This is a genomic window from Bacillus sp. ISL-4 (genome assembly GCF_018613275.1).
Lineage (GTDB): Bacteria > Bacillota > Bacilli > Bacillales > DSM-1321 > Peribacillus > Peribacillus simplex_E.
This window is the reverse complement of record NZ_JAGGQN010000038.1, coordinates 1-14,321: the sequence shown is the minus strand read 5'-3', so window position 1 is coordinate 14,321 and position 14,321 is coordinate 1. Positions and strand designations below refer to the sequence as shown.

At 38.9% G+C, this 14,321-nt stretch carries 12 protein-coding genes and 4 pseudogenes; 4 read left to right on the top strand and 12 right to left on the bottom strand.

Annotation, left to right across the window (positions count from 1 at the left end; translation table 11 throughout):
• Positions 1-8 precede the first annotated feature (8 nt).
• From J7J00_RS21125 to J7J00_RS21105, 5 genes are read right to left on the bottom strand one after another with little or no spacing between them, the layout of a single operon-like run.
• A complete protein-coding gene (locus J7J00_RS21125; RefSeq protein ID WP_214794315.1) occupies positions 9-695 on the bottom strand; it encodes an urease accessory protein UreF in 687 nt (228 codons plus the stop codon).
• A complete protein-coding gene (gene ureE / locus J7J00_RS21120) occupies positions 685-1,143 on the bottom strand; it encodes an urease accessory protein UreE (RefSeq protein WP_214794313.1) in 459 nt (152 codons plus the stop codon). Before ureE ends, J7J00_RS21125 begins: the two co-directional genes overlap by 11 nt.
• Before the next feature lie 22 nt (positions 1,144-1,165).
• Positions 1,166-2,878 (bottom strand): urease subunit alpha, encoded by a 1,713-nt coding sequence (ureC, locus tag J7J00_RS21115; RefSeq protein WP_214794311.1) that lies wholly within the window; start codon positions 2,876-2,878, stop codon positions 1,166-1,168.
• Entirely contained in the window at positions 2,875-3,198 is a 324-nt protein-coding gene (ureB, locus tag J7J00_RS21110) for an urease subunit beta (protein ID WP_214794309.1), read from the bottom strand. The genes ureC and ureB overlap by 4 nt, the downstream gene beginning before the upstream one ends.
• A 24-nt stretch (positions 3,199-3,222) precedes the next feature.
• Positions 3,223-3,525 carry an urease subunit gamma gene (locus J7J00_RS21105; RefSeq protein ID WP_061465959.1) on the bottom strand — a complete coding sequence of 101 codons (303 nt, stop codon included), beginning with the start codon at positions 3,523-3,525 and terminating at the stop codon, positions 3,223-3,225.
• A gap of 793 nt (positions 3,526-4,318) precedes the next feature.
• Between J7J00_RS21105 and J7J00_RS21100 the strand changes: the two genes are divergently transcribed.
• A complete protein-coding gene (locus tag J7J00_RS21100) occupies positions 4,319-5,263 on the top strand; it encodes an urea transporter (RefSeq protein WP_214794307.1) in 945 nt (314 codons plus the stop codon).
• Between the two features lie 24 nt (positions 5,264-5,287).
• Positions 5,288-5,440, top strand: a pseudogene (locus J7J00_RS21095) (tyrosine-type recombinase/integrase); the annotation flags it as partial.
• A 1,294-nt stretch (positions 5,441-6,734) separates the two neighbouring features.
• On the opposite strand, the gene J7J00_RS21090 reads toward J7J00_RS21095, so the two are convergent.
• The 3 genes and pseudogenes from J7J00_RS21090 to J7J00_RS28950 all read right to left on the bottom strand — a co-directional run.
• On the bottom strand, positions 6,735-7,559 hold the full coding sequence (locus J7J00_RS21090; protein ID WP_214794305.1) for an urease accessory protein UreD: 825 nt from the start codon (positions 7,557-7,559) through the stop codon (positions 6,735-6,737).
• Between the two features lies 1 nt (position 7,560).
• Positions 7,561-8,172 (bottom strand): annotated as a pseudogene (gene ureG, locus J7J00_RS21085) (urease accessory protein UreG).
• Positions 8,173-8,352: 180 nt separating this feature from the next.
• Positions 8,353-8,604 (bottom strand): annotated as a pseudogene (locus J7J00_RS28950) (urease accessory protein UreF); the annotation flags it as partial.
• Positions 8,605-8,652: 48 nt separating this feature from the next.
• Between J7J00_RS28950 and J7J00_RS21075 the strand changes: the two are divergent.
• Positions 8,653-9,213, top strand: a complete 561-nt coding sequence (locus J7J00_RS21075; protein ID WP_214794484.1) for an urea transporter — start codon at positions 8,653-8,655, stop codon at positions 9,211-9,213.
• A 168-nt stretch (positions 9,214-9,381) separates the two neighbouring features.
• Here the strand turns inward: J7J00_RS21075 and J7J00_RS21070 are convergent, their stop codons facing one another.
• The 4 genes and pseudogenes from J7J00_RS21070 to J7J00_RS21060 all read right to left on the bottom strand — a co-directional run bounded on the left by J7J00_RS21070 (position 9,382) and on the right by J7J00_RS21060 (position 11,527).
• Entirely contained in the window at positions 9,382-9,597 is a 216-nt protein-coding gene (locus tag J7J00_RS21070; protein ID WP_214794303.1) for a DUF5342 family protein, read from the bottom strand.
• Positions 9,590-9,856 (bottom strand): hypothetical protein, encoded by a 267-nt coding sequence (locus J7J00_RS21065; RefSeq protein WP_214794301.1) that lies wholly within the window; start codon positions 9,854-9,856, stop codon positions 9,590-9,592. Before J7J00_RS21065 ends, J7J00_RS21070 begins: the two co-directional genes overlap by 8 nt.
• Before the next feature lie 480 nt (positions 9,857-10,336).
• Positions 10,337-10,486, bottom strand: a pseudogene (locus J7J00_RS28340) (MFS transporter); the annotation flags it as partial.
• 87 nt (positions 10,487-10,573) lie between these two features.
• Positions 10,574-11,527: a DMT family transporter gene (locus tag J7J00_RS21060; RefSeq protein ID WP_214794299.1), complete on the bottom strand. Its 954-nt coding sequence runs from the start codon at positions 11,525-11,527 to the stop codon at positions 10,574-10,576.
• A gap of 739 nt (positions 11,528-12,266) precedes the next feature.
• Between J7J00_RS21060 and J7J00_RS21055 the strand changes: the two genes are divergently transcribed.
• Positions 12,267-14,000, top strand: coding sequence for an amidohydrolase (locus J7J00_RS21055; protein ID WP_214794297.1), 1,734 nt, complete (start codon positions 12,267-12,269; stop codon positions 13,998-14,000).
• The last annotated feature ends 321 nt before the right edge of the window (positions 14,001-14,321 follow it).

Genomic DNA, 14,321 nt, shown 5'->3' with positions numbered 1-14,321 from the left:
TTCTATAATTAAGACATGAAAATACGGATATTTACACGCTCATGTTTCATTTGAGATAACTCTAAACCTGGTGAAATGATTCCAAAATCCTCTTCATCTGAATTTTGGATTTTTTCTGTTGCCTCTATTAAAGCACTTTGAAACTCATGAATCGTCTTCTGTCCCGCGGTTTGTCCTAACGGAATCGCCCGAACCGCATTTTGAACAAGACTTGAAACAGTAGAATACAAATAATAGAGGGTGGTAGTTGATTTCGGAACACCAAGATGGTGCCCTATCATCGTAAAAGCAATCGCTGGATGTCCAAAGGAGTGCTTCTCCTTAATCCGTTTTTGATATTGCGAGAGAACAGGAAACTCATATAAAGTTCCCACAAGGTTTACCATGCGTTCTCCCATTCTTTTGGTGCCTTCTCTCGTTTCACGCGGCAAATTTTGAACCGTCAGCATTCGATCGACCTTCCACACCGTTTGTACATCCTCATTTTCCAAGGCTTCATAAACAAGACGGGTTGCCAGCCCGTCTGAATAGACGAGCTGTTCATTTAAATATACATGAAGCCACTGGGAAAAAGATGCTTGATCATACACTTGATCTTCTTGAATGTACGTCTCTAGACCATACGAATGACTAAAAGCACCAGTTGGAAAATTCGAATCACATAGTTGAAATAAAGAAAGAATATTAGGATTCATGGCTATGTCCAATATGGCGAAATGCCTGTTTTACTTTCCGATCTTCACGTGTATAAGGAATTTGAAGCTCTTGCAGCAATTCTTCGACAAGATAATCATACTGAACGAGCATATTGTTCTCTTCAAATTGAGCTGGAAGGTGACGATTCCCCAATTGATGGGCAATCGTTCCCATTTCCTTTAAACTACGCGGGCTAATGACCAATAAATCATCGGAAAGGACATCTACGACAATCATATTTTTATCATCCATATATAAAACATCGCCCGCCACAAGATCACGTGGTTCTTTTAAGCGAATGCCAATTTCATGGCCGTGGTCGGTGGTCACTCTTTGAATTCGTTTCACTAAATGAGCACTTTCCAGATATACCTTTTCCATATGGCGTTTCGTAATTTCTTCTTTGTCCATTACTTCGATATTTGTAACAATTTTTTCAATGATCAATAGTTTCACCTCAAAATAAGACTTAAAATAAGAAATAGCGTTGTCCCATCGGTACTATATCCACAGGTTCACAAGTAATGAGTTCCCCGTTTACTTTTACCTCATACGTTTGTGGATCAACCGTAATCTCAGGCGTTTCGGAATTAAGCTTCATTTCTTTTTTCGTTAAGTTCCGAATACCATGAACTGGAAGAACCATTTTTTCCAAGCCTAATTTTTCATGCACTTTATCATCAAAAGCCACTTGAGAAACAAAGGTAATGGAGCTCTTAGACAAGGCTTTTCCATAAGATCCATACATTGGACGATAAATAACTGGCTGTGGTGTCGGAATGGACGCATTGGCATCACCCATTAAGCTTTCTACGACAAAGCCATTTTTAAGAATCATTTCAGGCTTCACGCCGAAAAATGCCGGTGACCAAATGACAAGATCCGCCACTTTTCCGACTTCAATCGAACCGACATATTCAGAAATACCATGCGTGATAGCAGGGTTAATCGTATATTTAGCCACATAACGCTTCGCACGATTATTATCAGAAAGCTCGCTGTCACCTTCCAACGTTCCTCGCTGTTTTTTCATTTTATCTGCTGTTTGCCATGTACGTAAAATAACCTCGCCAATTCGTCCCATTGCTTGTGCATCTGAGCTAACCATACTGAATACACCCATATCTTGAAGAATATCTTCAGCCGCAATCGTTTCGCGTCTAATCCGTGAATCAGCAAAGGCAAGGTCTTCAGGAATAGATGGGTTTAAATGGTGACACACCATTAACATGTCCAAATGCTCGTCGATCGTATTAATTGTATATGGCAAAGTCGGGTTTGTAGATGATGGAAGAACATTCATAAAGCTCGCTGATTTAATTAAATCAGGAGCATGTCCGCCCCCTGCCCCTTCCGTATGGTACATATGAATAACTCGGTCTTTAATCGCCGCTAGCGTATTTTCCAAAAATCCGCCTTCATTCAACGTGTCTGCATGGAGAGCAACTTGTACGTCATATTTGTCCGCTACTCGGAGAGCGTGGTCGATAGCAGAGGCTGTAGCTCCCCAGTCTTCATGCACTTTTAATCCGATTGCGCCTGCACGTACTTGTTCAGCTAACGCCTCTTCATTCGCAGCTTGTCCTTTTCCAGTGAAGCCTACGTTAATTGGAAATCCTTCCGCTGCTTGCAGCATTCTATGAATATTCCATTCACCTGGCGTAACAGTTGTGGCTTTTGATCCTGCAGCAGGACCCGTGCCTCCTCCAATTAAAGTCGTAAGACCAGAAGCTAATGCAGTCTCAACCTGTGCTGGATTAATAAAATGTACATGGGAGTCAATTCCACCAGCTGTGACGATCATCCCTTCCCCAGCAATAATTTCTGTAGAAGCACCAATTATAATATCCACATTATCCATTACTAAAGGATTTCCGGCTTTTCCGATTCCAGCAATTTTTCCGTCACGGATTGCAATATCCGCTTTATAAATTCCGGTATAGTCTAGAATAACAGCATTTGTAATGACTACATCCGGAACTCCATCTTCGCGAGTTGCAAGAGGATGTTGCCCCATCCCGTCACGGATTACTTTTCCGCCGCCAAAAACGACTTCCTCACCATATGTAGTATAATCTTTCTCAATTTGGATCACTAAATCCGTATCCGCTAAACGAATGGAATCTCCAGTCGTTGGGCCGTACATCCCAGCATATTGCTTTCTTGACATTTTAAAACTCATTGATTTCCCCCTCTTTCCACGGATCCATCTGTTTTATTATTAAATCCATACACACGACGTTCTCCACCAAAATCAATCAATTCTATTTCTTTTTCATCTCCAGGCTCAAAACGAACGGCAGCACCAGAAGGAACATTTAACCGTTTTCCAAACGCTTCTTCTCGATTGAATTGAAGAGCTTCATTGACTTCATAAAAGTGGAAATGAGAGCCAATTTGAACAGGACGATCTCCTGTATTAATTACAGATAGCTTTGTGACTATTTTTCCAGCATTACAAATAATCTCTTCTTCTTTTAAAAATAGTTGCCCTGGTATCATTTGAGCATGCCTCCTTGTCGATTATTATCTGATTGGATTATGAACCGTTACTAGTTTCGTTCCATCAGGAAAAGTAGCTTCTACTTGAATATCGTGGATCATCTCTGGAATACCTTCCATAACATCTTCGCGCGACAAAATCATTGCACCATATTCCATCAATTGTGCAACTGTTCTTCCATCCCTTGCCCCTTCTAACACTTCATAGGTGATAAGTGCTACGGCTTCTGGATGGTTTAATTTTAATCCTCTTTCTTTTCGTCGCTTAGCAAGATCAGCTGCGACTACAATCATGAGCTTATCTATCTCACGCGGTAATAATTGCATCGTAAAGCCTCCTAGTAATTATAAGATGACAAAAAACTAAAAATTCCATCAATTGAAGTTTTTCTTTCAAACCCATTAATGGTTAGTTGACTTAATCAGGAAGTATAAGCTGTTTATCCCCCACTTCCATAAGGTGGAGATTACACCCTGTTTATCTGAGATAAATGGAAAATACACCCTTATCCTTCCTGCTTTTTCGCTAATAAAGAATCAACATTCATCCTTTATCAATAACGTTATCTAAACTATCTACAATCAAACGATCAAGAATCATTTCATGGTAAAAAACCATTGAATTTTATACCAAACATCACTATTTTAGAAAAAACAATAATCTTGGAAGTTTCCTGTATACAGCTTTGTTTTTTTACCGAAAAATTCGGAATTCACTAAAAATAGAGGATTGATTCCCTAGAAACATTACTATATCATAATATATAACTTTATATATATATATCAAGTTATATATACTCTTATATATTTAATAGTAAAATGAATAGACTTTATAAGGGGGAGATTTATGAAAAGAGAAAGGATTTTGTATTCAAAGGAGGGAAAATGCTTTCCAGGAAAATAGGGCTTACAAAATTCTCCTATTAAAAAGTTAAACTCGGGATAAATGATTTTATTGCATTTTTCGTTTTAGTTCGTTTAAGTGTTTTCACATTGCGCTTCTACTGAACTTAACTCTCGATACTTAATTAACAAGTTATGTGTCTGAGGATATTAAAACTGTAGGAATTGAATTGATTGTATCTGAACCTATAAATATCTTAATTGAGAGGTTAGTATTATGCAAAAAGCCAAACGCACTTCATTAACCTATGGAATGTTTCTTTCTTTAATGAAGTCATCACTGAAAGGAATCTCTCAAGTCATATTAATTGAGAATGCTGTTAGTGGTTTCATTATTCTAATGGCGATCACGATTTACTCTTATCATTTGGGGATTATTACTCTATCTTCCGCTATCATAGGAACACTAATCGGAAAACTCGGAGGTGCAAATGAAAACTGTGTGAATTCAGGTTTATACGGCTACAACTCTGTACTGACAGGCATTGCACTAACATTGTTTTTAACTGGACCCTATCAGTGGATCATTGCTTTAGTTGGAGCTGCTTTAGCCGCAATCTTTTCTGCAGCAATGGTGCATTTTATGAGAAACACAGGGATTCCCATCCTTACATTCCCTTTTATCATTCTGACTTGGTTTATGTTGCTTGTATCTTACCGTTTAAAGGCTTTCCAGTTAAGTCCGGGACTAGTGCCTCAAGACCTATTACACTGGAACTTAAATATCGCTGGAAAGGTTAATTGGTTGGAAGGAAGTTTTAAGGGGATAGGGCAAATTTTTTTCCTGGATAGTACCATATCTGGCATGCTGCTATTTATTGCCGTATTTTGGGCCGGATGGAAATATGGCCTATTTGCCATCTTAGGCAATGCGTTTGCTTTACTCATATCATACGGACTTGGAGGGGAACACTCGTTAATTATCACGGGACTTTATGGCTACAATGCGATATTAACCTCCATTGCCGTATCTATGGTTTTTAAAGAAGAACAAAATCGTGTTGCGCCTATATCAGGGATCATCGCAGCTTGTTTGACCGTACCCCTAACAGCAAGTGTAGATACCTGGCTTTTACCATATGGCCTTCCAGCCCTGACAATGCCTTTCGTTCTTAGTACCTGGCTATTCCTAGGTGCGAGAAAAGTTCTCCCTAAGTTGTAACAAATTAAGGCTTCAGTTTGCTCTCACATGTTCAGGCATACTTTTTGTAAATGGATGTTAAAAGCAACGAATAATGACATTGAAAAAGTCAGGAGATTAGCTGGTCATAGTAACATCACAACCTCAGCACTGTATTTGAAAGATTCCTATAGTGACTTAGCGGATGCTGTTGATGCTCGAAATTTTAATTCTGTGAACATGGTGCTGATCATCCGAAAGCTTTCACTTAGGATTTCCAGAGAGTTACTTAACGATGCAAAGGTAGCAGGTCTTTGGAGTTAATCACCCCTCATGCTCCATTCTCGAGAATCCAAACAATCTCCGCGGACCGTAAACTTTGGTGATGGCTGGCTATAGAACACATATGGTGATTCTTCGACATAAGGTATCTCCAAAAGCTTAACCAAGACAGAAAATTCGGACTAGTATTCAATTAACGTATAACAATGATGGATTAATCAATAAGGTAGGATACGGAAGTCATTGGACTGAAATTGGATATGAGAATAAGCATTTTGTATCCATTGTTACTAAAGAATAACTTTCCTACAATTCACTAGGACAGTTAGCATCTTAAATAGATGGAAAGGGGATACTCAAACTATTGCTAAGGAAGCTGCTAGTCAAATTTCTAAAAACTCTAGAACCTGAGCTCGATATGGCTGGTATAGGCTTGTCATCCATTACTTTTTTTCATCCCCCCTTCTCGTATAACACGTAAAAGTCTAAATTACTAATCTTGTTATCTCAATAATTTTTATCTATAGTAAAATAATAGCTTAGGATGAAAATCTATACCTAATATTCTAATAATTCTTAAGACAGCAATCATTGGATTGCTATCTATCATAAACTACTCTCGAGTTTTTGGCTTTATTATGTAAACTAGATTGCGATGTTCTTCAACGAAAATGGCACGTTAGTCATAATGAAGAAGCAAGAACCATACTGTTGTGTTCAGGCGGACTTTTTAAAGTGGAGTATGCTTATCTCTAATTGATGAACAAACGCTATTTGGATTGGTAACATCCGTTTATACTTGGTGTTGGAAATCTTTCTATGTCAGCTAGAGTAATACCATACGAATTTTCAAGAGGTAGCACCCCTGAAACACTAGTTGTAGCATTTTCATTTTTAGGTTTCAAAATAGTACGGCCGAGGCTTATACCAAATCGAGTTGTAAAAGGAGATAACCTTGGAAACTAGGACAACAAAATGGTGTAACCATTAATGATATCAAACAAGAAAATAATCGTCATGGCGATTGGATTTATATAGGACCACTTTAACCCTTTCACTGTCTATCAGATAATACTTTGAGTGAGCGGGTGCATCTGGATTTACATCCTTTAGCTAACAGGCTGCTACACGAAAAAAGAAGTCTTGGCATAAAGCCTCAACTTCTTTCAGATCTAATATACCAATGCGCTACCAAAATTCATAAAAAAGCATGATAAACTTATCTAAAAAATTAATATTTTCTAAGAAAACTTGGGCTTATTTTAAACCATTCTTCACTAATCATATGATGACATATCGTAAATAATCGTTCGATTGTTTGCGTCGGATTTGCTAACACTCTAATGGTAAATCCTTTTACTGGAAGTAAGGAAATTCCAACATCATATGCATGTGTACTCGAATTCAGGACATCATATAACCGATCCAAGAGATTAGGGCTCGTTTGTTCTCCAACGACCATCATGGAACCTAGATGTGAAAAGCCTTCCATGAAACCCAGAGCCGCCATATTTTGCGTGGCCGGGTTCAAATTAATATGATCATAAGCCACCAGTTCATCATCCAGATAGATTTCATTAATTAATTGAATCCAATTATAGCTGAACCGTTCACCATTAGGGGACCACCCTGGAGTAATAATGTCTGAATAGAGGAATGTAGCACCTTTCTCCATGTGGATTATATTTTTTTGTTTATAACGCGCATGTTGATACGCGATTAACGGATCAGGGATATACTCCAAATAACTGCCTGCTTTAAGAAAAATTTCTGTTTCCTGATAAGCTAGTGTATGCGGTGTTCTATAGACTTTTGTCGCGGATTGTGTAGTTAAGGTTAGTCTAGCTTGTTTCTCCAATGAAATTTGCAGGTGATAGCGGTCACCGTCTAAGTAGCCCCCACCCGGATTCAAAATATAATAACAGACTTGTCCAGACTCGTCGTGATAAATCGGACGCATGACTTTCAATGCTCCCTGGAAATACACATTCTTTGCAACGGTTTTTCCCTGTCGTTCTTCGAGGTCTAAACGCAAAACTCCTGTCCAGTCTTTCATTTCAATCCAACCCTTTTAAAAGTACATTCTTCTTAATCCAGTCTATGACTTGGTCAAGCCCTGTATTGTCTTTTAAATTGGTAAAAACAAACGGTCTATCTCCACGAAAAATCTTCGTGTCCGGCTCCATTACTTCCAAGCTCGCACCAACATAAGGGGCTAAATCCGTTTTATTAATGATAAATAAATCAGATTTAATCATCCCCTGTCCGCCTTTTCATGGGATTTTTTCACCTTGGGCAACATCAATAATATAAATAGAGAAATCAACAAGCTCAGGGCTGAATGTTGCCGCAAGATTATCGCCGCCGTTTTCTACAAAAATAAGCTGAACATCCGGGTGTTTCTCTATTAATTCATTGATGGCCGCAAAATTCATCGAGGCATCTTCACGAATCGCTGTGTGAGGGCATCCGCCTGTTTCAACCCCAATAATGCGTTCAGCAGATAGCACTCCATTTTGTATCAAGAATTTGGCATCTTCTTTTGTATAAATATCATTGGTTACAACTGCCATGCTGACTTCACTATCAAGGCTCCGGGTTAGCTTTTCCACTAACATTGTTTTTCCTGCTCCAACAGGTCCTCCTACCCCAATCTTAATAGGTTCCATGAAAATACGAATATTCACTCGCTCATGTTTCATTTGAGATAACTCAAGCCCAGGCGAAGTGATTCCAAAATCCCCTTCATCCAAGTCTTGAATTCTTTCCGTTGCCTTTACTAATGCGTCTTGAAATTGCTGAATCGTTTTCTGTCCGGCTGTCTGGCCTAATGGGATGGCCCGAACCGCATTTTGGACAAGACTTGACAAAGTAGATTACAAATAATAGTGGGTAGTGGTGGATTGTGGAACTCCAAGATGATGCCCTACCATTGTAAAAACAATCGCTGGATGTCCAAAGGATCGCTTCTCTTTTATACGATTTCTATACTGAGAAAGAATGGGTATCTCATATAAGGATTCCACGAGATTTAGCATGCGCTCGCCCATTCTTTGGGTACCTTCCCGCGTTTCACGAGGCAAATTTTGGACCGTCAACATTCGATCTATCTTCCACACTTTTTGGAAGTCTTCATTCTTTAAGGCCTCATATACTATATTCTTCCTTTTTTTATTCTGACATGGATTATATTGCTCGCCTCTTACCGATTGGAAGCTTTCCATTTAAGTACTAATTTAGCGCCTCAATCTTTAGCCAATTGGACACTAAACATATCTGGGAAGGTCAATTGGATGGAAGGAAGTTTTAAAGGAATTGGACAAATATTTTTCCTGGATAATACTTTATCTGGAATCATTCTATTTATCGCAATATTTTTGGCTGGATGGAAGTTTGGTCTCTATGCTATTTTAGGAAATGCAGCTTCCCTGCTCATCTCTTACGGACTAGGAGGGGAACACCACTTGATTTTTATGGGACTGTATGGATACAATGCGATATTAGCCACTTTAGCTGTATCCGTCGTATTTAATTCGGACAACCAAAGATTTCCGCCACTAACAGGAATCGTCGCAGCTTGTTTGACCGTACCATTTATGGCTGGATTAAGCACTTTGCTTTTACCCTATGGCCTTCCATCCCTGACAATGCCTTTCGTTCTCAGCACTTGGCTTATTCTAGGAGCGCGGAAAGTTCTGCCTAGGATGTGATTGGGCTCTCCGCGGTACCTGTACTGACAACCTCAAAAGAAAAGGGCAACTCAAAACCAAAGGGTCAGACCCCACAATGCAATATCTAGAATCAGAAGGATTTTATCGTTCCAGATATAGAAAATTCCGTGGGAGTCAGACCCCTTTTAAGTTGCCCTCTTTTTCATATTATTGTAAGTGATTCGACATCAAGTCATGAACCTTTGATTCAACAGCTTCAAGATGATCCTCTTCAAGATTGTTTTTCGGGTGTGGATTATACCAATGAATTTCTCCATCATGGAAAATACCTTGATAATTATCCCCTTGAATGTTTAACGAGAATTGTTGACGTTCATGAATTTGGCCCTCAAACAATGGTTTTACTTCGAAATCTTCAAACACTTTGAATCCCTCCTAAGAATGGTACCTTTTCAAGTTTTACCCGAAATGATAGGAAATAGTCCATCTTGGTGAAGAGTCTTTTTAGGAAATCAGTCGTTTCGAGAATATAAGGCTGCTTAGAAGGAAATGGAATGTCGTTAATACCTTGTGATGTCAAGGGATCTAGAGAAAAAACAAGGTCTAAACCCCTTGCTTTTTCAGGTACGAAACTTAAGATATTATTAATAGTTTTGACCGAAAGTACTTCCGTTGTAATCATTGACGGAATTCGATAGCTTTTAGATTCTGCTAAATCCGGATAATAGGAAAGAACATACTTACCTTAGTCCTCATGATGCTCTTTTTACGCATAACTCGAACGAACTTAACACCTTCCCTTGCAACTGGATTACTTCCAATAATAGAAAGATGTCTACTTTACTTCAAGGATGGGATCGATTACAAAATTAGATTCCTACCAAAAGAAAATCTTCATTCAAGATGAATTGGATTCGGAAGTACGCTCAACTTTTTTAATATTGTTGACGTCAAGTACCATAGCAATTAACCTATGTGAAGACCGACGCGAAAGTAAAAACCTAACTTTTCATAAAGAAAAAATACTCTGGAGAATATCTCATTCCCAGAGTATTTTACACTATAGGGGTCTTGCCGCATCGCCATCAAGCTAAGGTGAATTTGTATAATTAACATAACTTATTGTTAGTCCGTGATCTGGATGAAGCTGTATCGTAATTTAGGGAAACAAAGTCCCGGCTCCGACAGCTTGCACAACCCGACCAATTAATATAATGAAAAAATTCGGAGGTATACCACAAATTAAAGTTCCAAACGCGAAAAGTCCCATTGAAGTTAGGTATAGCTGTCTTGTTGTGAATCGTTCCATCAATTATTTGGAGTAGCCTCATAATTCATAGAAGAGAAGGATATTGAGATTCTATGTTTCTAACAGTTCATATTTGCACCAGAACCCTAATCACCTCATTGATTCTTTTAGGTTTCCTGTAACGAGAATAGAACCTAAAAGTACTATTACCGCGCCTATTACAAATTGTAAGCTAACAGGGGTACCTATAAATATAATTTCGGTTACGATAGCCCAAAAAACATAAGTATTGTTAAGCGATTGACCTCTGGCAGCACCGATTAAATTAATTGACATGTAGTATAAAGAATAATTAGCAGCTCCTAATAAACCTGCTATGACTATTAACCATACTATCTTTGATGACGCTGCTTCAAATACTAAAGGATAGCCATGAATAAATGATACAATAAACAGCGCATAACATAGTGCAGAGGTCATTTGCCTTATATTAATTGCATATAGAGGAACGACGTCTTCTCCTTTCATTCCCCAAGCACCGATCACCCCTTCTAGCCCCCAAAATATGGCGGCCCCTAATGAAAAAAATATTCCAATGAAAAAGTGACTATCGATGTTAAACTTCGATGGCATATATGCTAATATAATCACTCCGATGATACTTAAAACAACACCGAACCAAGTTCTTCTGTTCATTTTTTCCTTCAAAAAAGTGAAAGCAAGCACAGCACCTATACCAGGAAATATAGAGGAAATACTTGCCGCGTAAGTTGCTCCTAAATATTGAATACCTAGAAAATAAAAGGTCATTGCCAAAGGTCCGCCTGACAATGCCCCTAAAACTAAAATCGCACCACTCTTTGTTTTAAACAACTTTAATACATTAATATATTCACCTTTTACAATCATGAATAAGGATACCCATAAAGCAGAGAAAAAGTCATGCATGGAAGCGGCTATAATTGGTGCAAGTACAATCTCCTGTTTAAAAGGTGAACTTGCGATTATAACGCCAATTACCACTGTATCTATTCCCCAAGCAACAGCTGAAGTAGCCCCTAGGCCTATACCCATTCTAGCTTTTTTACTACTTTTTACATTCATTAGTTAAACCTCTTTTTCGAAAAATCATTTCACCGGAATCAGCTATATGAAGAATCAGCTTTATTTTCTGATGAATATTTTTACTCAATTATCGATCACACTACTTAAATCCAGATATTTTGGATTCATTGTTTGGTTAGGGCTTAGGGTTGAACAGGTCACCTTACTACACCCTTCATGACAGCGCCTCTTTCCGTGTCGACTGTCAATGCATATTTAATTTGACCTTCAAGAATAGAGTTTATTCCTTTTGAAGCTAAGCAATATTAAACTCAAATGCTTACTCCACTTCCTTTTTTCCTGATAGAGATTAGCCTGTACCTTACCAACATTAATATCAGACAGAGAAAAAGACTTTTTATAAGTCAAATGAAGAAAGGATGGAAAAATGAAGGTCAAAACACCTCAATCTAACTGTAACGATGCCCCAGCTTCTTAAAATTTGTTTAGAAACTTATTTTGGTAGGACTTATTCAACATATTAAATATCCTAATGATTTTTGGAGAAAAATAACCCATTTTTAATTATATATTCCTATATAAAATTCAGAATATTTAGTATAATATATTTATAATTGGTACGGACGTCATGATGTCCATGACGCTTTTTCAATAGCATTTAGTAGGGGGGCTCTTTCTAGTTGTTTAAATAAAATATTTCTTACAACATCATCGGTGTATATGGCATAAATCAAGAGGTGTTATGGATAGGATTTTAAATCAGAAAAGGGGTTTTTTCTTGAAAAGAAATTTTTTAAGTAAAAGAAATTGGTTTATCTTCTCCCTAGTTTTTGTGCTTGCATTAGTAGGTTTTTCTTCAGGTACACTTCCAGACCATCTTGATCCTCTTGCACCTGACAATGTTTACTTTAACGGAAAAGTTATCACCATGGACAAAGATGCTACTATTGCCGAAGCCGTAGCAGTCAAGGACGGAAAAATCATTGCTGTTGGTTCAAATAAGGAAATTAGCAAGTTAAAGGGACGGCACACGAAAGTCGTTGATTTAAAGAATAAAGTGTTATTGCCGGGATTCTATGATGCCCACAGTCATTTTCCGAGCTCCGGAATGGATGGGACTGTTCAAGTTAATTTAAATAGTCCACCGGTAGGTCCTATTAAAAATATTGATGATCTGATCATTGCCTTGAAAGATCGAGCTATGGAAACCCACGAAGGTGAATGGATGCTCGGTCGAGGGTACGATCAGTCACTTTTAGCGGAAGGACGTCACCCGACACGAGAAGATCTGGATAAGGTATCAACGGAGCATCCAATCTATATCGGACATACTTCCGGACATTTAGCAGTAGCTAATAGTGTTGCACTTAAATTGGCAGGAATTACAAAAGATACTCCTGATCCACCTGGTGGGGTAATCGTAAGAGACCCTAAGACAGGAGAACCGACTGGGGTATTAGAGGAATCTGCTAAAGGTCTTGTAAGCAAGCATATTCCTGTTGTTACAGAAGAGGAAAATCTTGCAGCGTTTAAAAAGGCTGTCCAGGATTATATCTCAAAAGGTGTAACGACCTCGATTATAGCTGGGGCAAATAAACAGGGTCTTATTGATTTACAAAGATATCAGAAGCAAGGTTTGCTGCCGTTAAGGGTTACAGCCATGGGTGCCGGGTTTGGTGGCGTTATAACCCCTGGTGAATTAGGCGGTATTGTAACAGGTTTCGGTAGTGATATGTTGAAGCTTGGCCCTGTGAAGCTGTCTCATGATGGATCCATCCAAGGGTACACCGGCTATTTAAGTAAACCGTACCACGTGCCGCCGGGAGATGATCCAAATTATCGGGGATATCCGGCGACAAGTCGTGAGGAATTAACGAAGCGAGTAGTGGAATTGCATAAGGCTGGATACCAAATTGCGATTCATGGTAACGGAGACGCAGCGATTGATGATATTCTTTTCGCCTTCCGTACTGCCCAGGAGAAGTATCCTCGTAAGGATGCCCGTCATCGTATTGAGCATGCTCAAATGGCTAGATTAGATCAATTGGATGAAATGAAGAAACTGGGTGTTACACCATCATATTTTGTTTCCCATACCTTCTTTTGGGGCGATCAGCACAGGGATATATTCATGGGACCTGAACGTGCCGCTATGATGAGCCCTCTTAAATCGTCCATTGATCGTGGTATTAAATTTAGCATTCATCTTGATTCTCACATTACCCCAATGGACCCGCTGCAGGCAGTATGGTCTGCTGTTAACCGGATTTCAAGAAGCGGCAAGGTGATAGGTCCGGAGCAAAGAATCACACCATTAGAGGCACTTCGCGCAGTAACAAGTGATGCAGCATGGCAAAACTTCGAGGAAAATGAAAAAGGCTCAATTGAAAAAGGAAAATTTGCGGACTTTGTTGTTCTGGAAGAAAATCCGTTAACAATTGACCCTATAAAAATTAAAGAAATCAAAGTACTTAAGACAATTGTGAACGATAAGGTTATCTACGAAAATTAAATTAAGGATAGGATGCACGGGGACGGTTCTACTGCTTCATTTACTTGCTGGTGAAGCACAAGAACCGTCTCTTTGCTTCCTGCGTGCCCAGCAAGCCGTTAATTGCTAGTTGGCGAAATCCAACCCGAGTAAGTGCCAAGACGCTCGGTAGCTGAGAGGCAACTGGTGAAGAAATACTAAAGTTGAAGCTCTGACAAAGTAACTCTCTTTAAGGGGGGGAATACCAGCTAATACAAAGTTATGTGCTTATTCAAATCGAGTAGGAGGAGGCGCCTAGCCTCCGACCTCTCACACCACCGTACATACCGTTCGGTATACGGC

Coding starts and splice junctions, on each gene's coding strand:
- J7J00_RS21125 (WP_214794315.1), bottom strand. CDS start 695: ATGAATCCTAATATTCTTTCTTTATTTCAACTATGTGATTCGAATTTT.
- ureC (WP_214794311.1), bottom strand. CDS start 2,878: ATGAGTTTTAAAATGTCAAGAAAGCAATATGCTGGGATGTACGGCCCA.
- ureB (WP_214794309.1), bottom strand. CDS start 3,198: ATGATACCAGGGCAACTATTTTTAAAAGAAGAAGAGATTATTTGTAAT.
- J7J00_RS21105 (WP_061465959.1), bottom strand. CDS start 3,525: ATGCAATTATTACCGCGTGAGATAGATAAGCTCATGATTGTAGTCGCA.
- J7J00_RS21100 (WP_214794307.1), top strand. CDS start 4,319: ATGCAAAAAGCCAAACGCACTTCATTAACCTATGGAATGTTTCTTTCT.
- J7J00_RS21090 (WP_214794305.1), bottom strand. CDS start 7,559: ATGAAAGACTGGACAGGAGTTTTGCGTTTAGACCTCGAAGAACGACAG.
- J7J00_RS21065 (WP_214794301.1), bottom strand. CDS start 9,856: ATGATTACAACGGAAGTACTTTCGGTCAAAACTATTAATAATATCTTA.
- J7J00_RS21060 (WP_214794299.1), bottom strand. CDS start 11,527: ATGAATGTAAAAAGTAGTAAAAAAGCTAGAATGGGTATAGGCCTAGGG.